Consider the following 23,473-nt stretch of genomic DNA (forward strand, 5'->3'; position numbering starts at 1 on the left):
GTGAGGCTGCCAAAAGCAACCACCGCGACCGACCTGTGTCCACGCCCACCTACGTCAATTCCGGCCCGACAACTGGGCTTGCGCGCCGGGCACCGGCTCGGCCGGGTCGTGGCCCAGGTGGACCTGGCGGTTGTCGGCGTCGACGTGCACCACGCGCGCCCGGTGCCCGGCGCGTTCGGCCTCGTCGACCTGGGCGTAGGTGATGATGATGACGAGGTCGCCGGGGTGCACGAGGTGCGCCGCGGCGCCGTTGATCCCGATCACGCCGGTCCCGGGCTCGCCGGTGATCGCGTAGGTCTCCAGGCGGGCGCCGTTGGAGATGTCGACGATCTGGACCCGTTCGCCTTCGACGATGTCCGCGGCGGCCATCAGGTCGGCGTCGATGGTCAGGGACCCGACGTAGTGCAGGTCGGCCTGGGTCACCGTGGCGCGGTGGATCTTGGCGTTCATCAGGGTGCGCTGCATCAGTTTCCTCGGGTTTCGGTCAGCAGGGCGGCGAGCCCGGCCGCGGTGGGGGTACGGAAGAACTCGGCGATCGGGAGCTCGGTCCCGAGCCGCTCGGTGATCCGGGTGCGCAGGACCACCAGCAGCATCGAATGCCCGCCGAGAGCGAACAGGTCGTCGTCGGCGCCGACCGCGGCGACGTCCAGGACCTCCGCGAAGACTTCGCAGAGGGCCTTCTCCAGGGGTGTTTCGGGGGCCCGGCCGCGAGTCTCGAACTCGGGCACCGGCAGGGCGGCCTTGTCGAGCTTCCCGTTGGGCGTCACGGGGAACGCTTCCAGGGGGACGATCGCCGCGGGCACCATGTACTCCGGCAGCGACCGGGCGACGAACTCCCGCAGCCGCACCGGATCCGCGTGCGCCGGGGTGGTGTAGGCGACCAGGCGCTTGTCCCGGTCTTCCCGGACGACGACGAGCGCCTGCTCGACGTCGTCGTGGCGCGCCAAGGCCGTCTCGATCTCGCCCGGCTCGATCCGGAAGCCGCGGATCTTGACCTGGTCGTCGGTGCGGCCGAGGTACTCGAGTTGCCCGTCGGGCCGCCACCGCACCAGGTCGCCGGTGCGGTACATGCGCTCCCCCGGCTCGAACGGCGAAGCGACGAACCGCTCGGCGGTGAGCGCGGGACGCTCGTGGTAGCCGCGGGCCAGCCCGGCGCCGGCCAGGTACAGCTCGCCGGGTACGCCGGCCGGAACCGGCGTCAGGCCACTGTCGAGGACGTACGCGCGGGCGTTGTGCACCGGGCGGCCGATCACCGGCCGGTCCGCGTCGGCGAACCGGCCGACGAGCGCGTCCACGGTCGCCTCGGTCGGGCCGTAGAGGTTGTACGCCGCCGTCCCCGGCATCGACCGCAGCGACTCCCACAGCGTCTGGGACACCGCTTCACCGCCGACGCCGACGACACCGAGGGCGCACTTCCCGTCTTCGACGACCCCGGCCGCGGCCAGCTGCGCGAAGTGCGACGGCGTGAGCTCCAGGAAGTCGAGGCCGCGCTCGCGCACCACCGCGGCCAGCCGGTCGGGGTCGCGGCGAGTGTCGTCGTCGACGACGTGCACCTCGTGCCCGTCCAGCAGCCACAGCTGTGGCTGCCAGGAGGCGTCGAAGAAGAACGCCCACGCGTGCCCGACCCGCAGCCGTCGCCCGCCCGCCGCCGCGACCGCCGGGCGGTACAGCGTCTCGCGGTGGCTGTGGAACAGGTTCACCAGCCCCGAGTGCGGGATGACGACGCCCTTGGGCTTGCCCGTGGAGCCGGACGTGTACAGCACGTACGCCGGGTTCGCGGGCGACGGCAGGGTCAGCGCCGTGTCACTGTCCACTGTGTCCTCAAGCAAGTCCTCGACGAACAGTGCGCCGGCAACCGGCGAGGCCAGGGCGCGGCTCGTCAACACCAATGCGGCACCGGCGTCGGCGAGGATCGCCGAGATCCGGTCGGCCGGCTGGTCCGGGTCCACCGGCAGGTACGCCGCGCCCGCCTTGAACACACCGAAGATCGCCTCGACGACGGCCGCGGACCGCGGCAGCACGAGCGCTACGACCTTCTCGGGACCCGCGCCCCGCGAGGCCAGCCAGCGGGCCAGGCGGTCGGTCCGCAGCGCGAACTCCGCGAAGGTGACGCTCGAATCCGCGTCGCTCAGCGCGGTCGCGCCCGGCGTCGCCGCCACCTGCGCCGCCAGCCGGTCGACGACCGTCGGCGCGGACGTCGTCAGCGGCTCGCCCGAGCCCCACTCGGCGACGATCCGGTGCCGTTCCGCCGCGTCGAGGACGTCGATCCGGCTCAGCGGCCGGTCCGGGTCGGCGACGACGGCCGTCATCAGCCGCACCAGGCGCTCGGTGAGCGTCCGGGCGGTCGGCTCGTCGAACAGGTCGAGGCTGAACTCGAGGTCGCCCTCGATGCCCTCGGGGGTCTCGACGAGGTCGAAGGACAGGTCGAACTTCGCCTGCCGCAGCCCGGTGTCCCGATAGGACGCGTCGAGGCCGAGCAGCCGCTCCGGCTCCGAACCCGAGTGGTAGACGGCGAGCATGACCTGGAACAGCGGGTGCCGGGCCAGGGACCGGGCGGGGTTGAGCAGCTCGACGAGGTGCTCGAACGGCAGGTCCTGGTGGGCGTACGCCGCCAGGTCGGCCTCACGGACGCGGGCCAGGAGCTCCCGGAACGTCGGGTCGCCGTCGGTGTCGGTGCGCAGGACCAGGGTGTTGACGAAGAACCCGGCGAGGTCCTCCAGCGCGTGGTCGGTGCGCCCGGCGACCGGGGTGCCGAGCGGGATGTCGGTGCCCGCGCCGAGCCGCGTCAGCAACGCCGCGAGCGCGGCCTGCAGCACCATGAACGTGCTGGTGTCGCTGCTGTGGGCCAGGTCGCGCAGACCGCGGTGGACGTCGGCGGGCACGGTGACCGGCACGGCGGCGCCGCGGTTGGTCGACCGCGCCGGGCGGGGCCGGTCGGCCGGGAGCGCCAGCTCGTCCGCGATCCCGGCGAGGGTGTCCCGCCAGAACGCCGCCTGCCGGCCGAGCAGACTGTCCGGGTCGTCCGCGCGACCGAACATTTCGCGCTGCCACAGCGTGTAGTCCGCGTACTGCACCGGCAACGGAGTCCACTGTGGACTTTCACCGCGCAGCCGCGCGGCGTACGCGGTGTCGAGGTCGCGCTTCAACGGCGGCAGCGACCAGCCGTCGCCGGCGATGTGGTGCACCAGCAGCACGAACACGTGCCGGTCGGGCCCGAACGACACGAGTGTCGCGCGGACCGGGATTTCGGCGTCGAGGGTGAAGCAGTACGACGCCGCGGCGGTGACGCTCTCGCCGAGGTCTGCCGCCGTCTCCGTGACCAGCACCGGCCGGGCGCGGTCGTCGTCCGGCGCCAGCACCACCTGGCTCGGCGTGCCGTGATCCTCGACCAGGATCGTCCGGAGGATTTCGTGCCGGGCGACGACATCGCCGAGCGCGGCTCGCAGCGCGTCGGCGTCGACCGGTCCGGTCAGCTCCCACGCCCAGGGGATGTTGTAGGTCGCGCTCAACCCGTCGAGGCGGTCGAGGAACCACAGCCGCTGCTGGGCGAACGACAGCGGCAGCACCTCGGGCCGCTCGACCGGCACGAGCGCCGGACGGCTTTGCCGCCCCGGGTCGAGGAGTTCGGCCAGGCGGGCCGGGGTGGGCGCGTCGAACACCGCCCGGATCGGGACCTCGACGCCGAGCAGCGCGCGGATCCGGCTGACCAGCCGCGTCGCCAGCAGGGAATGCCCGCCGAGGGTGAAGAACCCGTCGTCCGGGCCGACCTGCGGCACGCCCAGGACGTCGGCGAACAGGTCGCACAGCGCCTGCTCGGACGGGGTCCGCGCGACGCGACCCGAGGTCCGGACCTCGGGATCCGGCAGGGCGGCGCGGTCGAGCTTGCCGTTGGCGTTCAGCGGTAGCTCCGGCAGCACCACGATCGCCGACGGCACCAGGTACTCCGGCAACCGCGCGGTCAGTGATGCTCGTAGCGCGGCCGGATCGCCCGACGGTGCGACGTAGGCGATCAAGCGGTTGTCGCGGGCGATCACCGCTGCGCGTGCCACGGAGGCGTCGGCCGTCAGCGCGGTTTCGACCTCGCCCGGCTCGACGCGGAACCCGCGGATCTTGATCTGCTGGTCCGCGCGGCCCACGAACTCGAGCGCGCCATCGGTGCGGCGGCGGACCAGGTCGCCGGTGCGGTACATCCGCTCCCCCGGTTCGAACGGCGAGGCGACGAACCGTTCCGCGCTGAGCGCCGGCCGGCCGAGGTAACCCCGCGCGAGCCCGGCACCGGCCAGGTACAGCTCGCCACGGACGCCGGGCGGCACCGGCCGCAGGGCGCCGTCGAGGACGTACGCGCGGGTGTTCGCGACCGGCCGTCCGATGGCCACCGGCCCGCAGACCTGGGCCAGGCTGTCGCCCGCGGCTTCGGAACAGCCGTACAGGTTGACCAGCTTCGCCGACGGCCACCGCCGGGCCACCTTCTCGGCCAGTGCGCCGGAAAGCGGCTCGCCACTGGTGATCCACGTGGTCACCGAGGCGAACGCGTCAGCCGAGGCGTCCTCGGTGAAGCTGTCGAGGAGGCTCGGGACGACGGTCAGGACCTCGGCACCGGACGTCCGCACGAGTTCGGCGAGCGCGTGCGGGTCGGTGGCCGTCGCGTCGTCGGCGAGGACCACCGGGTCGCCCGCGACGAGCCCGCCGAGCAGTTCCGTCGAGCCGTCGATGAACGTCAGCGCGCTCTTGGCCACACGCACGCCTTGGGCGACGTCCCGGCCCCAGTGCAGCCGGTTGGCCAGCGCGCGCTGGGTGCCGGCGACGGCCTTCGGGCGTCCCGTGGAGCCGGACGTGAAGATCACGTACGCCGGGTTGTCCGGGCTGATCGACGGCCACCCCGGTTCGGGCCCGGTGTCGCCGGGTCGCACCAGCCGATCCCCGAAGCCTTCTTCGGCGACGACCAGGTGCGGAGCGGCGTCGGTCAGCATCAGCTCGACGCGCTCGGCCGGGTGGTTCAGGTCGAGCGGCAGGTAGGCGGCCCCGGTCTTGAGCACCGCCAGGAGAGCGACGACCAAGTCGGCCGACCGCGGCAGTGCCACGGCCACCACGCGTTCCGGCCCCGCACCGCGTGCGAGCAACGCCCGGGCGAGCGTCGTGGCTCGCGTGTCCAGTTCCGCGTAGGTGAGCCGCTCCGAGCCGAACACCAGCGCGGTGGCGTCCGGGGTCCGTGCTACCTGGGCCGAGAACAGCCCGGCAGCCGTCTCCGCGGGAAGCGGCGTCGCGGGGGCGGGAGCGAGCTGGTCGTGCTCGGCGTCGGTGAGCAGGTCGACCGCGCCGATCCGCGTGTCCGGATCGGTGACGACGGCTTCCAACAGCAACCGGAGCCGGTCGAGGATCGCTTCGACGCTCGCTCGGTCGAAGACGTCGCTGTTGTACTCCGCGGTGCCGCGGATCCCGGTCCGGCTGCCGGGCCGCTCGCCGACGAAGAACGTCAGGTCGGCGCGGGCCGTGCCGGTGCGGACCGGTTCCTCCGCGACGGTCAGGCCGGGCAGCGCGAGGTCGGCGACGGCGTTGTTCTGCCAGGCCAGCATCGTCTGGAACAGCGGGTGGTACGCGAGCGAGCGCGCCGGGTTCAGCGCTTCGACCAGCCGCTCGAACGGGACGTCCTGGTGGGCGTAGGCGTCGAGGCTGCGGTCCCGCACGCGGGCGACGAGGTCCCGGAACGACGGGTCGCCGCCGGTGTCGACGCGCAGCACGAGGGTGTTGACGAAGAAGCCGACGAGGTCGTCGAGGGCCTGGTCGGTGCGCCCGGCGATGGACGTGCCGAGCGGGATGTCGGTGCCCGCGCCGAGCCGGGTGAGCACGGCGGTGAGCCCGGCGTGCACGACCATGAACACGCTGGCCCCACAGGCACGGGCCAAGTCGACGAGTCCACTGTGGAGCTCGGCGTCCCAGCCGAAGGCGAACTGCTCGCCCCGGTAGGACGATTCGGCCGGGTGCGGCCGGTCGGTCGGCAGCTCGATCCGTTCCGGCAGATCGGCGAGGGCGTCACGCCAGTAGGCCAGCTGTGGTTCGATGACCGGCTCGTCGAGGACGTCGCGCTGCCACAGCGTGTAGTCCGCGTACTGGACCGGAAGCGGGGTCCACTGTGGAACGTCATCGGACTGCCGGGCGGTGTAGGCCGTCGCGAGGTCACGCCACAGCGGCGCGGTCGACCAGCCGTCCGACGCGATGTGGTGGAACACCAGCACCAAGACGTGCTCGCGGGCGCCCAGCCGCAGTAGTTCGGCGCGCAGCGGGATCTCCGACTCCAGCTCGAACACCGTGCGGGCCGCTTCCGACACAGCGTCGGCGAGCGTGGTCTCGGTGACCGTGCGCGTCGGCAGCGGGATCGTGACGTCGCCGAGGATCTGCTGGCGGGCTTCGCCGTCGATCTCCGGGAAGATCGTGCGCAGGGCTTCGTGGCGTTCGACCACATCGGACAAGGCGAGCTTCAACGCGGAGACGTCGAGGTCACCGGTCAGCCGGACCGCGGTCGGCATGTTGTACGTCGCGGACGGGCCCTCCAGGCGGTGGAGGAACCACAGTCGCTGCTGGGCGAACGACAGCGGCAGCACGTCCGGCCGCGGCTCGACCCGTTCCAGCGCGGGCCGGGCGGCCGATGAGTCCGAAGTGGACAGCAACGCGGCCAGTCCGGCGACCGTCGGCGTTTCGAACACGGACCGCACCTGCAGCTCGACGCCGAACACCGCGCGCAGCCGCGCGACCAGGCGCGTCGCCATGAGCGAGTGCCCGCCCAAGGCGAAGAAGTCGTCGTCGACGCCGATCGACGCGGCGTCGAGGACCTCGGCGAACAGGCCGCACAGGACCTCTTCGACAGGTGTCCGCGGCGCTCGGCCGGCGGTGACGGCCTGCTTGTCCGGGCTCGGCAGCGCCCGCCGGTCGAGCTTGCCCGAGGCGAGCAGCGGCAACCGGTCGAGGACGACGAACGCGGACGGCACCATGTACTGCGGCAGCCGGTCGCGGACGTGGGCCCGCAGGGCCGAGACGAGGGCGCTGGTGTCGCGCTGCCCGGCCGGGTGGTTGCCCAGCGTGTCCAGGGCGGCCCGGACCGGGCGGGCGCGGTGGATCCGCGTCGGCTCGCCGGTGGTGAACACGACTTCGAGAGTGCCCTCGCTCACCGGTGCCGCGAAGGTGCGGTAACCCTGGCGGGCGCCGAGCTCCTGCAGCGTCTCGAGGTCCACCCCGGACGGATCGGCGTCCAACGCGGACAGCGCAGCGTCGGCGTCTCCCTCGGCGAGTGCGGCGACGGCGGCGAGTTCGCCGGAAAGCCGCGCGTCCGGCACACCGGTGACGCGCAGCCGGGCCGGGTGCTCGGACAGCAGGCGTTCCAGCTCGCCGAGCGAGGTGAACGCGACGACGTCCTCCTCGACCGGTCCCGGCTTGGGTGCCTTCCGCAGGACGACGTCGTAGCGGTGCCGGGTCAGCTCGTTGTGCGCCTGACCGCGCTTGACCCACAGGTCGACGTCGTCGAAGCCATCCAGGCTACGGGCCAGTGCCGTGAAGAAGTCCGGATCGAGCACGAGTTCGCCCTCGCGCGCGATGGCCTGGTCGACCGCGGCGGCGTCGCGACGGCCGTGGCGCAGTTCGGTCGCCGTCCGGAACGCCCGCAGCGAGCGCAGGTTTCGGATGTCGCCGAGGAAGATCACCCCGCCCGGCCGGACATGGGCAGTCACTGTGCGGACGACCTCGGCGAGGTAGTCGACGCTCGGGAAGTACTGCGCGACCGAGTTGATGATCACCGTGTCGAACGGCTCGTCCGGCAGGTCCCCGAGGTCGTGCGCGGGGCGGGCCGCCACGTGGACCTTGTCCGCGAACGGCGTCGCCGCGAGCTCCCGCCGGAGGTTGGCGATCGCCTTCTCGGACAGGTCGACGCCCCAGTACTCCTCTGCGTCCGGCGCGATCCGGGACAGGATCAGCCCCGACCCGACGCCGATCTCGAGGACCCGCTTCGGCTTGAGCGCACGGATGCGGTCGATCGTGGCCGCGTGCCACTCGCGCATCTCGCCGAGGGGGATCTCGGTGCCGTCGTAGCTGGAATTCCAGCCGGTGAAGTTCTCCTCCAGGCCGCCGGCCGCCGCCTCGGTGAAGACGTTCTCGTGCAGCTCGCGCCATTCGCCGACGTGGTCCAGCTCGGCCTCTTCGTCGCGCCCGGCCGCCGGGACGGCGTAGGCGATGAGCCGGCCGTCCTGCGCGAGGACGACGGACTGCCCGACCGCCGGGTGCTCGGTGAGCACGGCTTCGATCTCGCCCGGTTCGATGCGGTAGCCGCGGATCTTGACCTGGTCGTCCGCGCGGCCCAGGAAGACGAGGCGCCCGTCCGGCAGCCACTTCACCAGGTCACCGGTGCGGTAGAGCCGGCCGCTCGAGCCGAACGGGTCGGCGACGAACCGTTCCGATGTCAGCGCGGCGCGCCCGAGGTACCCGCGGGCCAGGCCCGAGCCGGCGAGGTACAGCTCCCCCACCACGCCGGGTGGGACCGGCCGCAGCCCGGCGTCGAGCACGTAGGCCCGCGTGCCGGGGTCGGGGATGCCGATCGGGACGACGGTCGCGTCCGCCAGCTCGACCGGGTCGCTTTCGCCGAGCGTCGAGTTGGTGGTGGCCTCGGTCGGGCCGTAGGCGTTGAACATCCGGCGGCCCGGTGCCCACCGCCGGATCAGCTCCGGCGACACGCGTTCGGTGCCGGCGAGCAGGACGCTGTCGCGCGGGAGGTCGCAGTCCGCGGGCAGGGCGTCGAGCAGCGCGGGCGGGAGGATCATGAAGTCCACGCCGTGCTGGTGCGCGTACTCGGTCAGCGCGAGCCCGGCGACCCGGCGCTCGGCCGGGACCACGACGAGGCGGCCGCCGGAGAGCAGGCCCAGGCAGAGGTCCCAGAAGGCGACGTCGAAGCTCGGCGACGCGAACTGCAGGACCCGGCTGTGCGGCCCGATCCCGAACCGGTCGACCTGGGTGGCGACCAGCTTCGCGACGCCCGAGTGCTGGAGGACGACGCCCTTCGGCCGGCCGGAGGAGCCGGACGTGTAGATCACGTAGGCCGCGTTCTCCGGCTGCACCGCGACTGCGGGGTCCACTGTGGACATCCCGTCGAGGGCCGGGTCTTCGAGGAGCACGCGAGGAACGTCCGCCGGGAGCTTCGCGTCGATCTCGCGGGTCGTGACGACGCAGACCGGGCGGGCGTCCTCGACCATGTAGGTGATCCGGTCGCCGGGGTAGTCGACGTCGATCGGGAGGTACGCGGCGCCGGCCTTGAGCACGGCCAGCTCCGCGACGATCATGTCGACCGACCGCGGCACGGCCAGCGCGACGACCCGCTCGGGCCCGGCACCGCGTTCGAGGAGCAGGTGCGCGAGCCGGTTGGCGCGCGCGTTCACCTCGGCGTACGTCAGCTCGACGTCCTCGAAGACGAGCGCGATCGCGTCCGGCGCCTCGGCCACGCGACGGGCGAACAGGCCGGGGAACGTCTCGGTACCCGCGGGCTCGAGCGCCCCGGCCCACTCGGTCAGGACCCGGTCGCGCTCGTCGCCGTCCAGGAGGTCCAGGGCGCCGACCGGGCGGTCCGGCTCCGCCAGCGCGGCGCGCAGCAGCACTTCGAGGCGGCGCAGGATCGCATCGGCGCCCGGGTGGTCGAAGACGTCCGCGTTGAACTCCAGGACGCCCGCGATCCCGGCGTCGCGCTCGGTCAGCGAGATCGCCAGATCGAACTTGGACGTCCCGGTGGTCACCGGGATCTCGGTGACGGTCAGGCCGGGCAGGGTGACGTCGGCGCGGGTGTTGTTCTGCCCGGCGATCATCACCTGGAACAGCGGGTGGTAGGACAGCGACCGCGCCGGGTTGAGCACCTCGACGAGCCGTTCGAAGGGGACGTCCTGGTGGGCGTACGCGTCGAGGTTGCGCTCGCGGACCCGCGCGACGAGGTCGCGGAACGACGGCTCGCCGCCGGTGTCGACGCGCAACACGAGGGTGTTGACGAAGAACCCGACGAGGTCGTCGAGGGCCTGGTCGGTGCGGCCGGCGATCGGTGAGCCGATCGGGACGTCGGTGCCCGCGCCCAGCCGGGTGAGCAGGGCGGCGAGGGCTGCGTGGACGACCATGAACACGCTGGCGCCGGACTCCCGCGCCAGCTCGGCCAGGCGCGTGTGAAGGTCCGCGTCCCAGGTGAAGGTGTGCAGCTCGCCGCGGAAGGTCGCGGTCGCCGGGTGCGGGCGGTCCAGGGGCAGCTCGATGCGGTCGGGCAGGCCGTCCAGGGTGTCGCGCCAGTAGTCCAGCTGCGTGCTGAGCACACTGTCCGGGTCGTCTTCCGCGCCGAGGAGATCCTGCTGCCACAACGTGTAGTCCGCGTACTGCACCGGCAGTGGGGTCCACTGTGGAGCGTCGCCGTTGCGCCGGGCCGCGTAGGCCGTGGCGATGTCACGCCAGAGCGGGGCCATCGACCAGCCGTCGGAGGCGATGTGGTGGAACACCAGCGCCAGGACGTGCTCGCGTTCACTCAGCCGCAGCAGCTCCACGCGCATCGGCGCCTGCTGTTCCAGATCGAACGAGCCGCGGACCAGTCCGGTCAGTTCGGCGTCGAGGTTCGTGACGTCCCGCACCGGCAGGGCGATCTCTCCGGCCGGGAGGATGTCCTGGTACGGAACGCCGTCGTGCTGCGGGAAACGCGTCCGCAGCGCTTCGTGCCGGGCGACCACATCGGACAGTGCAGTGCGCAGCGCCTCGACGTCGACGTCACCTTCCAGGCGCATGATCAGCGGGACGTTGTAGGTGGCCGAAGGGCCTTCGAGGTGGTGCAGGAACCACAGCCGCTGCTGCGCGCCGGACAGGGGCACGAGCGCGGGCCGGTCCATCGGGACCAGCTCGGGCCGCGCGGTCCCGGTCCCGACACCGACCAGGGCGGCGAGGCCGGCGGCGGTGGGCGTCTCGAACACCGACCGGACTTCGAGCTCGGCGTTCAGCGTCGTGCGGATGCGGGCGATCAGCCGGGTGGCCAGCAGCGAGTGGCCGCCGAGGGCGAAGAAGCTGTCGTCCGGGCCGACCCGCGGCAGGCCGAGGACGTCGGCGAACAGCTCGCACAACTGCCGTTCGGCAGGCGTGCGCGGCTCGCGGTCGGACGTCGGCGCGACGGGGTCGGGTGACGGCAGGGCGCGGCGGTCGAGCTTGCCGTTGGCCGTCACCGGGAGCGCGTCGAGGACCACGATCGCCGACGGCACCATGTGCTCCGGCAGCCGGTCGGCGGCGAGGGTCCGCAGGTCCGCGGTGAGGGTGCTGATCCGGCGGAAACGGCCGGGGTTGCCGGTGTACGAGAGCAGCGGGTCCACCCCGGGCCGGAACGCGCCGGCGGTCTCGCCGGTCGTGAACACGACATCGACGGAACCGTCGCCCTCGGCGGACCAGGTGACGACCGTGCGGTAGCCGTGCGCGTCACCGAATGCGTACCAGTCTTCAGGGTTCACTCCGCCCGGCGCGGTGCGGCCGTTCGGAACGCGTTCGATCCGGCTCGGACCGGCGACCTCGTCCACAGTGGAGAGATCGGTGCCCCACACGAGCGCGGGGACCTCGGGTGCCACGGCCGAGCCGGGGCGCAGGACCACGTCGTAGCGGTATCGGGTCAGCTCGTTGACCGCCCGGCCGCGCTTGACCCGGATGTCCGCGGCGACCCCGTCGAGCCCGGCGAAGAATTCGGGTGCGACCAGGAGTTCCTTCTCCCGCAGGAGGTTCTGCTCGACGTCGCCCCCACGCGCTTCGGCCACCGCCGTGTGGAAGGCGCGGACCTGGCGCAGGTCGCGGACATCGCCGACGAACAGTGACCCACCCGGCGCGAGTAGCTCGAGGGCCTTGCGCAGCACCTCCAGCAAGTACGTCCCGCTCGGGAAATACTGGACGACGGAGTTGAGCACGATGGTGTCGAAGAAGCCGGACGGCAGTCCGGACAGGTCCGCGGCGTCGCCGGTACGCAGTTCGACGCGATCGGCGAGCGCCGGGTCGGCGGCGACCCGCTCGCCCAGCGAAGAGATGACCTCGGCGGAGAAGTCCGTGCCCCAGTACGTCTCGCAGTGCGGGGCCAGCTCGGTCAGCAGCAGGCCGGTGCCGACGCCGATCTCCAGCACCCGCTTCGGCTTCAGCGACCGGATCCGCGTGACGATGGCGTCCCGCCACTCCCGCATCTCGGCCCGGGGAATCGGGTCGCCGGTGTAGCTGGAGTTCCAGCCTTCGAACTCGTCGGCGGCGCCCGCGTACATCGAGTCGTACAGTTCGCGCCACTCGCCGACCTGCTCGGTCTCGTCCAGTGCTGTCGGTTCGGCGGGCACGACGTACCCCACCAGCCGGACGTCGCCCGGGCGGTCCTCGCGGGCCACGACCACGGCGTGCGCGACGTCGTCGTGCGTGGCGAGGGTCGCGGCGATCTCGCCCGGTTCGACGCGGAAGCCACGGATCTTGATCTGCTCGTCGCCGCGACCGAGGAACTCGAGGACGCCGTCGGGACGGAAGCGGGCGAGGTCGCCGGTGCGGTACATCCGCTCCCCCGGCTGATGCGGCGAAGCGACGAACCGTTCGGCGGTCAGCCCAGGGCGGCCGAGGTACCCGCGGGCCAGCTGGACGCCGGCGAGGTACAGCTCGCCGGGAGTACCCGGCGGTACCGGGCGCAAGGCGGCGTCGAGAACGTAGGTCCGGGTGTTCCACACCGGACGTCCGATCGGGATGGACGTGTCCTCGGTGGACGTCCGCCACGAAGTGACGTCGACCGAGGCTTCCGTGGGGCCGTAAAGGTTGTGCAACTCGGCGTCCAGGACCTGACCGAACTGGACGACCGCGTCGGCCGGCAGGGCTTCGCCGCTGCACAGGACCCGGCGCAGGCTCGTGCACTCCCCCGCGGCCGGCTCCTGCAGGAACACCTGGAGCATCGACGGGACGAAGTGGACGGTCGTGACCCCGCGGTCGCGGATCAGCCGGGCGAGGTAGGCCGGGTCCTTGTGGCCGTCCGGCCGGGCGACGACCTCGGTGGCCCCGGTGATCAGCGGCCAGAGGAACTCCCAGACGGAGACGTCGAAGCTGGACGGCGTCTTCTGCAGGACCCGGTCGTCGCCGGTCAGGCCGTACTCGTCCTGCATCCACAGCAGCCGGTTGACGATGCCCGCGTGCGGCACGACGACGCCCTTGGGCCGGCCCGTCGAACCGGAGGTGTAGATGACGTACGCGGGGTTCTCGGGCCGGAGTACGACGTCGAGCGGAGCGTCCGAAACTCCGTCGAGGAGTTCCAGGTCGTCGGCGGTGGACAGCACCAGTGCCGGTTCCGCATCTTCGAGCATGAACGCGATGCGCTCGGCCGGGTAGCCGGGGTCGAGCGGCAGGTAGGCCGCACCGGTCTTGAGCACGGCGAGGATGGTCGTGACCAGGTGCGTCGAGCGCGGCAGTGCCAACGCGACGACGCGCTCGGGCCCGGCACCGCGCTCGGCGAGAACGCGGGCGAGGCGGTTCGAGACGGCGTCCAGCTCGGCGTAGGTCAGCTCTTCGTCCTCGAAGACGAGCGCCGTGGCGTCCGGCGTCCGCGCGACCTGGGCGGCGAACAGTTCGGGCACGGTGACCGCGGGGACGTCCGCGGCAGCCCCCGACCAGACCGCGGGCAGGGCGTCACGCTCCGCCGGGGTCAGGACGTCGAGGCTGCCGAGCCGGCGGTCGGGCGTGGAGACGACCTGGCGCAGCAGGACTTCGAGGCGGTCGAGCAGGCCGGTGACGGTGGCGTGGTCGAACACCTCGGCGTTGAACTCGGCCTGGCCGTGGATGCCGTCGGCGCGCTCGGTGAGGGAGAACCAGAGATCGAACTTGGCCGTGCCGGTGCCGACGGGCCGCTCGGTGACGGTCAGCCCGGGCAGTTCGACGCCGGCGCCGGGGGTGTTCTGCCACGCGAGCATGGTCTGGAACAGCGGGTGGTGCGCCAGGGACCGCGCCGGGTTCAGCGCTTCGACCAGCCGCTCGAACGGCACGTCCTGGTGGGCGTACGCATCGAGGCTGCGGTCCCGCACCCGGGCCACGAGGTCACGGAACGACGGGTCGCCGCCGGTGTCGACGCGCAGCACCAGGGTGTTGACGAAGAAGCCGACGAGATCATCCAGGGCCTGGTCGGTCCGGCCGGCGATCGGCGTGCCGATGGGGATGTCGGTTCCGCCGCCGAGCCGCGAGAGCAGGGCGGTCAGACCCGCGTGCACGACCATGAACGGGCTGGCGCCGCACGCTCGCGCCAGGTCGGCCAGGCCCGCCTGCAAACCGGCGTCCCAGGCGAAGGTGAAGAACTCGCCGCGGTAGGCCGACACCGCCGGGTGCGGCCGGTCGAGCGGCAGCGGGATGCGCTCGGGCAGGCCGTCGAGTGCCGTGCGCCAGTAGTCGAGCTGCGTCGTCTCTTCGGCGGAGAGGAGTTCACGCTGCCAGAGCGTGTAGTCCGCGTACTGCACGGGCAACGGCGTCCACTGTGGAGCTTCGCCGCGGAGCCGGGCGCGGTAGGCCGTGGCGATGTCGCGCCAGAGCGGGGCCAGCGACCAGCCGTCGGCGGCGATGTGGTGCACGACGAGGACCAGCACGTGCCGCCGCGCGTCGACGGTCAGCAGCGCGGCCCGCACCGGAACGCCGGCGCCGAGGTCGAACACACCGCGGACCAGGCCGTCCACCGCGGAGTCCACTGCGGACTCCGGTAGCTCACGGACGGTCAGCTCCACCGTGGCTTCGGCCAGGACCTGCTGGTACGGCACGCCATCGGCGGTCGGGAACACCGTCCGCAGCGCCTCGTGCCGGTCGAGGACGTCGTGCAGGGAGGTCCGCAGCGCCTCGACGTCCAGCTCGCCCGCGAGCCGCATGACGAGCGGGACGTTGTAGGTCGCCGACCCGCCTTCCAGGCCGTGCAGGAACCAGAGCCGCTGCTGCGCGAACGACAGCGGCAGCCGTTCGGGCCGCTCGGTGACGCGGGCGAGCGGGCGCCGCTCGGTACCGGTCACCGCCCCGGCCAGCAGTTCCGCCAGCGCGGCGGGGGTCGACGCGTCGAACACCGCCCGCACCGGCACCTCGGCGCCGACGGCCGCGCGGATGCGCTGGATCAGGCGCGTCGCCAGCAGCGAATGCCCGCCGAGGGCGAAGAAGTCGTCGTCCGGGCCGGCCTGCGGCACGCCGAGGACGTCGGCGAACATCTCGCACAGCAGCTGTTCGACGGGGTTTCGTGGCGCGCGGCCCGGCCCGGCGGTGAACCGCTCCGGGCTCGGCAGGGCCTTGCGGTCGAGCTTGCCCGAGGCGAGCACCGGCAGCTTGTCCAGCACGACGAACGCCGAGGGCACCATGTACAGCGGCAGCCGGTCCCGCACGTGCGCGCGCAGCGACGCCACCAGCGCACCGGTCTCCCGCCGGGCCGCCGGGTTGTTCGCGTACGACGCGGGTGTGCCGGTCTGCCGCCCCGGGCGGTACGCGGGGCCGTCCTCCCCCCTCGAGAAGACGGCCTCCAGCGTCCCGCCCTCGGCGGCCCAGGTCACCGCGACCCGGTACCCGGTGCGGTCGCCGAGCCGGTGCAGGGCTTCGACGTCGACGCCGTCACGGCGGTCGAGGGCGGCCAGTGCGGCTTCGGTATCCCCTTCGTCGAGAGCACGCACCGCCGCCAGCTCACCGGACAGGCGAGCGTCCGGGATCCCGGTCACGCGCAGCCGACCGGGCGTCTCCGTGGCCAGGAACCGTTCCACCGCCCCGAGATCGCCGTAGGCGACGACCTGCTCGTCGGCCGCGTCCGGCTTCGGTGCCTTCCGCAGGACGACGTCGTAGCGGTGCCGGGTCAGCTCGTTGTGCGCGCTGCCGCGCTTGGCCCAGAGGTCGACGTCGTCGAAGCCGTCCAGGCCGCGGGCCAGTGCCGGGAAGAAGTCCGGGTCGAGCACCAGCTCGCCCTCGCGCGCGATCGCCTGGTCGACCGCCGCGACGTCGGCCCGGCCGTGCCGCAGCTCGACCGCGGTGCGGAAGGCCCGCAGCGAGCGCAGGTTGCGGAGGTCGCCGAGGAAGATCGTGCCGCCGGGCCGGACGAGACCGGCCGCGGTCCGGACGACCTCGGTGAGGTAGTCCGCGCTCGGGAAGTACTGCGCGACCGAGTTGATGATGACGGTGTCGAACGGCTCGGCCGGCAGTTCGCCCAGGTCGTGCGCGGGGCGGGCGGCGAGGTGCACGCGGTCGGCGAAGGGCATCGCGGCGACCTCGCGCCGGACGTTCTCGATCGCGCTCTCGGAGAGGTCGACGCCCCAGTACGTCTCGGCGTCCGGCGCGATCCGGGAGAGGATCAAGCCACTGCCGACGCCGATCTCCAGCACCCGCTTCGGCTTCAGCGCACGGATCCGCTCGATGGTCGCCGCGTGCCACTCCCGCATTTCATCCAGGGGGATGTCGGAGCCGTCGTAGCTGGAGTTCCAGCCGGCGAAGTTCTCCTCGATGCCGGTCGAACCGGCGAGCATCTCCTCGTGGACGGCGTGCCATTCCTCGACGTGGCCCTGCTCGGCCGCCTGGTCGCGGTCGGGCACCGGCACGGCGTAGGCGACGAGCCGGCCGTCCTGGGCGACGACGACCGACTGGCCGACGCGCGGGTGCTCGGCGAGCACGGACTCGATCTCGCCGAGCTCGATGCGGTAGCCGCGGATCTTGATCTGGTCGTCGGCGCGGCCGAGGAACACGAGGCGGCCGTCCGGGAGCCACTTCACGAGGTCGCCGGTGCGGTAGAGGCGGCCGCCCGAGCCGAACGGGTCGGCCACGAACCGCTCGGCCGTCAGCCCCGGCCGTCCGAGGTAGCCGCGTGCCAGGCCGGAGCCGGCGAGGTACAGCTCGCCGGCGACGCCGATGGGCACCGGCGCGAGGGACGCGTCGAGGACGTACGCGCGGGTCCCCGGGTCCGGGACGCCGATCGGCACGGCCGAGCCGGGCGCGATCTGCGGGTCGCACAGCCCGAGCGTCGAGTTGGTCGTGGCCTCGGTCGGGCCGTAGGCGTTGAACATCCGGCGGCCCGGCGCCCACCGGCGCACCAGCTCCGGCGACACCCGTTCCGTCCCGGCCAGCAGCACGCTGTCGCGCGGCAGGTCGCAGTCGTCGGGGAGCTCGGCGAGCAGCGCGGGCGGCAGGATCATGAAGTCGACGCCCTGGGCGTGGGCGTACTCGGCCAGCTCCGGGCCCGGCACGCGCCGCTCGGCGGGGACGATCACCAGGCGCCCGCCGGAAAGCAGGCCGAGGCACAGGTCCCAGAACGCGACGTCGAAGCTCGGCGACGCGAACTGCAGCACCCGGCTGTGCGGGCCCACCCCGAACCGCTGCGCCTGCGTCGCGACGAGCTTGGCGACACCGGCGTGCGACACCACGACGCCCTTGGGACGGCCGGTGGAGCCGGAGGTGTAGATGACGTAGGCCGCGTTCGCCGGGACGATCGCGGCGGCCGGGTCGGACGCCGGCTCCCACGAGATCGCGTCCAGCAGCAGGACGTCACCGTCGAAGCGGCCGGCGAGTTCGCTGGTGGTCACCACACAGACCGGACGAGCGTCGGACACCATGAACGCGATCCGCTCGGCCGGGTAGTCCGGGTCCAGCGGCAGGTACGCGGCGCCGGCCTTGAGCACGGCCAGTTCGGCGACGATCATCTCGATCGATCGCGGCACGGCGAGCGCGACGACCCGTTCCGGCCCGGCGCCGCGGCCGATCAGGACGTGGGCGAGCCGGTTCGCGCGCGCGTCCAGCTCGGCGTAAGTCAGCTCCTGGTCCTCGAAGACGAGCGCCACGGCGTCCGGTGCCTCCCGGACACGAGCGGCGAACAGTTCCGGCAGGGTCGAAAGGGGGGTGTCGAGGTCGGTGTCGTTCCAGTCTTCAAGGATCCGGTGCAGCTCCGGCTCCGGCATCAGGTCCAGGCGTTCGACGGGCCACTGTGGACGGTTCCGGGCATCGGCCAGGAGGTGCTCGAGGTGCCCGAGCATGCGATCCACGGTGGACTCGTCGAGGACGTCGGCACGGTAGTGCACGCCGTGTTCGGTCAGGTTCAGGTCGAGCGGCAGGTCCGTCTCGGCGCCGAAGCCGACATTCACCAGCAGCGATCCTCCGCGACCGGGCTCGGGCCGCACCTCGGCGACCAGGTCGTCGAACGGAACTTGGTGGGCCAACGCCTGTTCCCGCGCCTCGCGCACACGCGCGACGACGTCCGCGAAGCCGGGCGAGCCACCGAGGTCGACCCGCAGCGGCACCAGCGAGCCGAGGCCGAGCACGACGTCGGCGGTTCCCGCGTACCGGGACAGCAGCACCGTGAACGCCGCGAGGAGGGTCAGCTCGTCGGCCGCCGGCAGCGGCCGGGACAGCCGGGCCGGGACGGGCTCGGCGGCGTACGGCCGGTCGACCGGCAGGGCGAGCTCCTTCGGCGCCGAGGCGAGGCGGGCACGCCAGAAACCGAGCTCCGCCACCTGCTGCACAGCGTCACCGTTGCTCACCGGTAGACCAGCCTCCTGCTGCTCAAGACACCCCGAACCGGGCGTGGACTTAGGGCAACCTAACAAACCGAGGGTGAGAACGCACTGCTGTACCATCGGTTAGCCTTACCTAAAATGAGTACCAGTCGGAGGTGCGGTGCGAACAGACCCCGGAGGGATCGCTCTCACGCGACGCCCGCCACACACGGGCCGCGCACTCGGCCTCCTGGCCGCCCTCGGTGTCCTCGTCCTCCTGTGCCTGCTGAGCATCTGGCTGGGCTCGAAGGAGATCTCGTTCGGTGCCGTCTGGCAGGTGCTGTGGCACGACGACGGCTCCGCGGACGCGGTGATCATCCACAGTGTCCGGATGCCGCGGACGCTGCTCGCGGTCCTCGTGGGCGCCGGCCTCGGGCTCGCCGGCACGGTGATGCAGGCGCTGACCCGCAACCCGCTGGCCGACCCGGGCTTGCTCGGCGTCAGCGCCGGGGCCGCGTTCGCGATCGTCTTCTCGATCACCGTGCTGGGGATCAGCTCGCTCTACGGCTACATCTGGTTCGCCTTCGCCGGCGCGCTCCTCGCCACGGCGGTCGTCTACTACCTCGGCACGCGCGGGCGGGCCGGGTCGAGCCCGGTCAAGCTCGCGCTCGCCGGCGCCGCCGTCACGGCGCTGCTCTCGTCCTTCACCAGCGCGATGGTGCTGTCGGACCCGGTGGCGCTCAACCGCTACCGCTTCTGGTCGGCCGGCTCGCTTTCCGGTGTGGACGCGACCGCGTTGCTGCAGGTCCTGCCGTTCCTCGTGGCCGGCGTGGTGCTGGCGATCGCGAGCGGCCCGGCGCTCAACAGCCTGGCCCTCGGTGACGACGTCGCGATCGCGCTCGGCCGGAAGCTCGGCCCGCTGCGGCTGCGCGGCGCGTTGGCGATCACCCTGCTGACCGGCGCCGCGGTCGCCGTCGCCGGGCCGATCGTGTTCCTCGGCCTGATCGTCCCGCACGCGGTGCGCTTCGTGCTCGGCCCGGACCACCGCTGGCTGCTGCCCTACACCGCGGTCCTCGCGCCGTGCCTGCTGCTCGCCGCGGACATCCTCGGCCGGGTCATGGCGCGGCCGAGCGAAATCCGCGCCGGTGTGATCGTCGCGTTCCTGGGCGCACCGTTCTTCATCTACCTGGTCCGCCGCCGCAAGCTCGTGGAGTCCTGAGATGAGCCTGCTGCACCTGAAGCGTGACCGCGTCACCTTCCGCCTCGAGCGGCCGCCGGTGTCCGGGCGGGTCCGGCCGCGGCTGCTGCTCGTGTCCGTGGTCCTCGCGGTGCTCGCGTTCGTGCTGTTCTGCGTGGGCATGACGATCGGCGACGTGCCGATGACCGTGTCCGACGTGCTGTCCGGTCTGTTCGGCAGCAGTGACAGCGGGAACGGCTACATCGTGCAGGAGCTGCGCCTGCCGCGGGCGCTGACCGGCCTGCTGGCCGGGCTCGCGTTCGGCGCGTCCGGCGCGGTGTTCCAGACGATCACCCGCAACCCGCTGGCCAGCCCGGACATGATCGGCATCAACGCGGGCGCGGCGACGGCCGTGGTCGCCGGGATCTCGTTCGGCTTCGGCGGCGGCCTCGGCACCACCACCCTCGGCCTCCTCGGCGGCCTGCTCACCGCGCTGCTGGTCTACGCGCTGGCGTGGCGGCGCGGCACCACCGGGTACCGGATCCTGCTGGTGGGCATCGGCATCTTCGCGATGTGCACCAGCCTCACCGACTACCTGCTGAGCCGGGCGCAGATCACCGACGCGCAGGCGTCGATCGGCTGGCTGGTCGGCAACCTCGCCAACCGCGGCTGGGAGCACGTCGTGCCGCTGTCCGCCGCGCTCGTCGTGCTGTTCCCGGTGGTGCTGGCACTGTCGCGGTGGATGCAGACGCTGCTGCTCGGCGACGACGTGGCCGCCGGGCTGGGCACGCCGGTGCAGCCGGTCCGGCTCGGCCTGCTGCTCGCGGGCGCCGGCCTGGTCGCGTTCGCGACGGCGTCGGCGGGCCCGATCTCGTTCGTCGCGCTGACCGCACCGCAGATCGCGCAACGCCTCGCCCGGCTTTCGTCGCCGCCGATCACGGCGTCCGCGCTGACCGGCGCGGTCGTGGTGCTGGGCAGCGACATCATCGCGCGCTCGCTGACGGCGTCGGCGCTCCCGGTCGGCATCGTGACCGGCGTGCTCGGCGCCCCGCTGCTGCTCTGGCTGCTGGCCAGGGCCAACCGATCCGGCTCCGGAGGCTGAGAAGATGACACCGTCCTTGCGGGTGCAGGACCTCCGCGTCGCCTACGACGACCGGGTCGTCATCGACGGCCTCGACCTCGACATCCCGCCGGAGCAGATCACGGCGATCGTCGGGCCGAACGCGTGCGGGAAGTCGACGTTGCTGCGCACGCTCGCCCGGCTGCTCACGCCGAAGTCGGGCGGGGTGTACCTCGACGGCCGCTCGATCCACGACCTGCCCACCCGCCAGGTCGCCCAGCAGCTCGGGATCCTGCCGCAGTCCCCGGTCGCGCCGGAGGGAATGACGGTGGCGGACCTCGTCGGCCGCGGCCGCGCCCCGCACCAGAGCTGGTGGCGCCAGTGGTCCACATCGGACGAAGGCGCAGTGGCGTCGGCGTTGCAGGCCACGGAGATGACGGACCTCGCCGACCGCCCGGTGGACGAGCTGTCCGGCGGCCAGCGGCAACGGGCGTGGATCGCGATGGCGGTCGCGCAGGGAACCCCGGTGCTGCTGCTGGACGAGCCCACGACGTACCTCGACCTGGCCCACCAGATCGACGTGCTGGACCTGGTGGTCGACCTCAACCGCGGCGAGGGCCGGACGGTGGTCATGGTGCTGCACGACCTGCCGCAGGCGTGCCGCTACGCCGACCACGTGATCGCGATGAAGTCCGGGCGGATCGTGGCAGCGGGCAAGCCGGTGGAGGTGATCACGGAGGAGCTCGTGGACGAGGTGTTCGACGTGCGCTGCCAGGTGACGCCGGACCCGGTGAGCGGGACGCCGATGGTGATCCCGATCAGCCGCCACCACCCGGCGCCGCTGAACTAGCGCTATGCTGACTGCGGCCCGCCTCGTGTCGTTCCGAGGTCCGTCCGGCCACCACCCCACCTTTGGAGCTGACCTGTGTTCGTGCTGCCCGAAATCACCACCGGATCCGAGCGTCTCCTGCTGGAGGCGACGATGGACCGCCAGCGCCGCGCGGTCGCCGACACCGCGCGCGGCCTGTCCGAAACCGACGTCCGGCGGCGCTTGGTCACGTCCCTGACCACGCCGATCGGCCTCGTCAAGCACGCCGCAATGGCCGAACGCCGCTGGTTCCAGCTCTTCCTGCTCGGCCTCACCGAGTCCGAGTGCGACGGCCCGACGACCCCGGGCGACGCCAGTTTCGTCGTCACCGACGACGAAACCCTCGACGACGTGATCGCCGAGTTCGAGCGGGCCAGTGCGCGCTCACGCGAGATCGCGGCCCGCTTCGAACTCGACGACGTCCGGACGCACGACGTCCTCGGCGAGGTCAACCTCCGGTTCGTCTACCTGCTCCTGATCGAGGACTTCGCCCGCCACGCCGGCCACAGCGACATCCTCCGGGAGCAGCTCACCGCGCGCTGACGGCGTACTCCCCCTCGGGTGCCGCGACCACGCGCCGGTCCACAATGGACTGCAGGATCTCGCCCACCCGCACCGCGGTGTTCGACAGCAGCGACGACGTGATCCCGTGCGTGTGCTCGGTGCCGCCCTGCAGGTAGATCCCGCCGCGCAGGGGCGGCTCCGTCGTGAGCCGGTAGTCGCGCTCGACGCGCAGGCGCCCTTCGTCGTCGCGCAGGCAGCGTGCGCCGAGCTCGCCCAGCAGCGGGGTCGGGTCCGCCGGGCGGTAGCCCGTCGCGTAGACGACCGCGTCGGCCTCCAGCACCGTCTGCGCACCCGTCGTCAGGGACTCGACCGTCACCGTTCCCGTGCCGGTCACCTCGACCGGGCGCGAGACGTTGAACAGCCGCAGCCGCTCCACGCCTAGCACCTTCTCGCGGTACATGCGGCGGTACAGCTCGTCGATCAGGTCGATGTCGACGGCCGAGTAGTTCGTCGCGCCGTGGTAGCGCATCAGGCGGTCCTTGACCGGCTCGCCCGCGCGGTAGAACTGGTCGACCGCGTCCGGGTCGAAGATGCGGTTCGCGAACGAGCTGTCGTCGGCCGGGCTGTAGCCGTAGCGCGCGAACACCGCGCACACCTCGGCGCGCGGGAACTCGTCGTGCAGCAGCGCCGCGACCTCCGCCGCGCTCTGCCCGGCACCGACCACGACGAACCGGCGAGGATCGGTGCCGCGCAAGGCGTCCACCCGGAACAGCAGCTCGCTGTTGTGCCAGACCCGGTCGCCGGCGGTGACGCCCTCGGGGAGCTGGGGCCGCAAGCCCGTGCCCACCACCAGGTTCCGGGCGCGCAGCGACGAACCGTCCGAAGCCTCGACGTCGAAGTAGGCGACTTCCGGACCGTCGTACACCGGCTTCACCGCGACGACCTCGGTGCCGTAGGAGACGACGTCGTCGACCTTCGCGGCCGCCCACTCGAAGTAGTCGTGGAACTCGACGCGCAGCGGGAACAGGTTCTTGTGGTTGATGAAGTCGACCAGCCGCCCCACCGAGGAGAGGTAGTTGAGGAAGCTGAACTCGCTGGTCGGGTTGCGCATGGTGACCAGGTCCTTGAGGAACGACACCTGCATGGTCGCGGTGTCGATCAGCATCCCGCGGTGCCAGCCGAAGCGCGGCTGCCGCTCGAGGAAGTGCGCGGTCACCGGCTCCCCCGGGCCCGCGTTGTGCTCGGCGAGAGCGATGGCGAGGGCCAGGTTCGACGGGCCGAAGCCCACCCCGACGACGTCGTAGATCGGGATCTGTTCGCCGGCCTCTGCAGTCATGTTGCTCCCTTGCGCGCTCCGGTACCGTTCAGGGAACCCTAACCTAACTTAGGCGAGCCTCGCCTAGTAC

At 72.3% G+C, this 23,473-nt stretch carries 7 protein-coding genes; 4 read left to right on the top strand and 3 right to left on the bottom strand.

Annotation, left to right across the window (positions count from 1 at the left end):
- Positions 1-54 precede the first annotated feature (54 nt).
- A complete protein-coding gene (gene panD, locus QQ657_RS35120; protein WP_284746617.1) occupies positions 55-465 on the bottom strand; it encodes an aspartate 1-decarboxylase in 411 nt (136 codons plus the stop codon).
- The gene (locus QQ657_RS35125; protein WP_284746618.1) at positions 465-18,503 is read right to left on the bottom strand and encodes a non-ribosomal peptide synthetase; all 18,039 of its coding nucleotides are present in this window, start codon (positions 18,501-18,503) and stop codon (positions 465-467) included. The genes panD and QQ657_RS35125 overlap by 1 nt, the downstream gene beginning before the upstream one ends.
- A gap of 136 nt (positions 18,504-18,639) precedes the next feature.
- Here QQ657_RS35125 and QQ657_RS35130 point away from each other — a divergent pair, with 136 nt between their 5' ends.
- The 4 genes from QQ657_RS35130 (at position 18,640) to QQ657_RS35145 (ending at position 22,106) form a co-directional block, all read left to right on the top strand.
- Positions 18,640-19,677: a FecCD family ABC transporter permease gene (locus QQ657_RS35130; RefSeq protein ID WP_284746619.1), complete on the top strand. Its 1,038-nt coding sequence runs from the start codon at positions 18,640-18,642 to the stop codon at positions 19,675-19,677.
- Between the two features lies 1 nt (position 19,678).
- Positions 19,679-20,737, top strand: coding sequence for a FecCD family ABC transporter permease (locus tag QQ657_RS35135; protein WP_284746620.1), 1,059 nt, complete (start codon positions 19,679-19,681; stop codon positions 20,735-20,737).
- A 4-nt stretch (positions 20,738-20,741) separates the two neighbouring features.
- Positions 20,742-21,545, top strand: a complete 804-nt coding sequence (locus QQ657_RS35140; RefSeq protein WP_284746621.1) for an ABC transporter ATP-binding protein — start codon at positions 20,742-20,744, stop codon at positions 21,543-21,545.
- Between the two features lie 75 nt (positions 21,546-21,620).
- On the top strand, positions 21,621-22,106 hold the full coding sequence (locus QQ657_RS35145; RefSeq protein WP_284746622.1) for a DinB family protein: 486 nt from the start codon (positions 21,621-21,623) through the stop codon (positions 22,104-22,106).
- Here QQ657_RS35145 and QQ657_RS35150 read toward each other — a convergent pair.
- Positions 22,093-23,403 (bottom strand): lysine N(6)-hydroxylase/L-ornithine N(5)-oxygenase family protein, encoded by a 1,311-nt coding sequence (locus QQ657_RS35150; RefSeq protein WP_284746623.1) that lies wholly within the window; start codon positions 23,401-23,403, stop codon positions 22,093-22,095. The two genes, QQ657_RS35145 and QQ657_RS35150, sit on opposite strands and share 14 nt — an antisense overlap.
- Between the last annotated feature and the right edge of the window lie 70 nt (positions 23,404-23,473).

It is taken from the genome of Amycolatopsis ponsaeliensis (assembly GCF_030182635.1).
Lineage (GTDB): Bacteria > Actinomycetota > Actinomycetes > Mycobacteriales > Pseudonocardiaceae > Amycolatopsis > Amycolatopsis ponsaeliensis.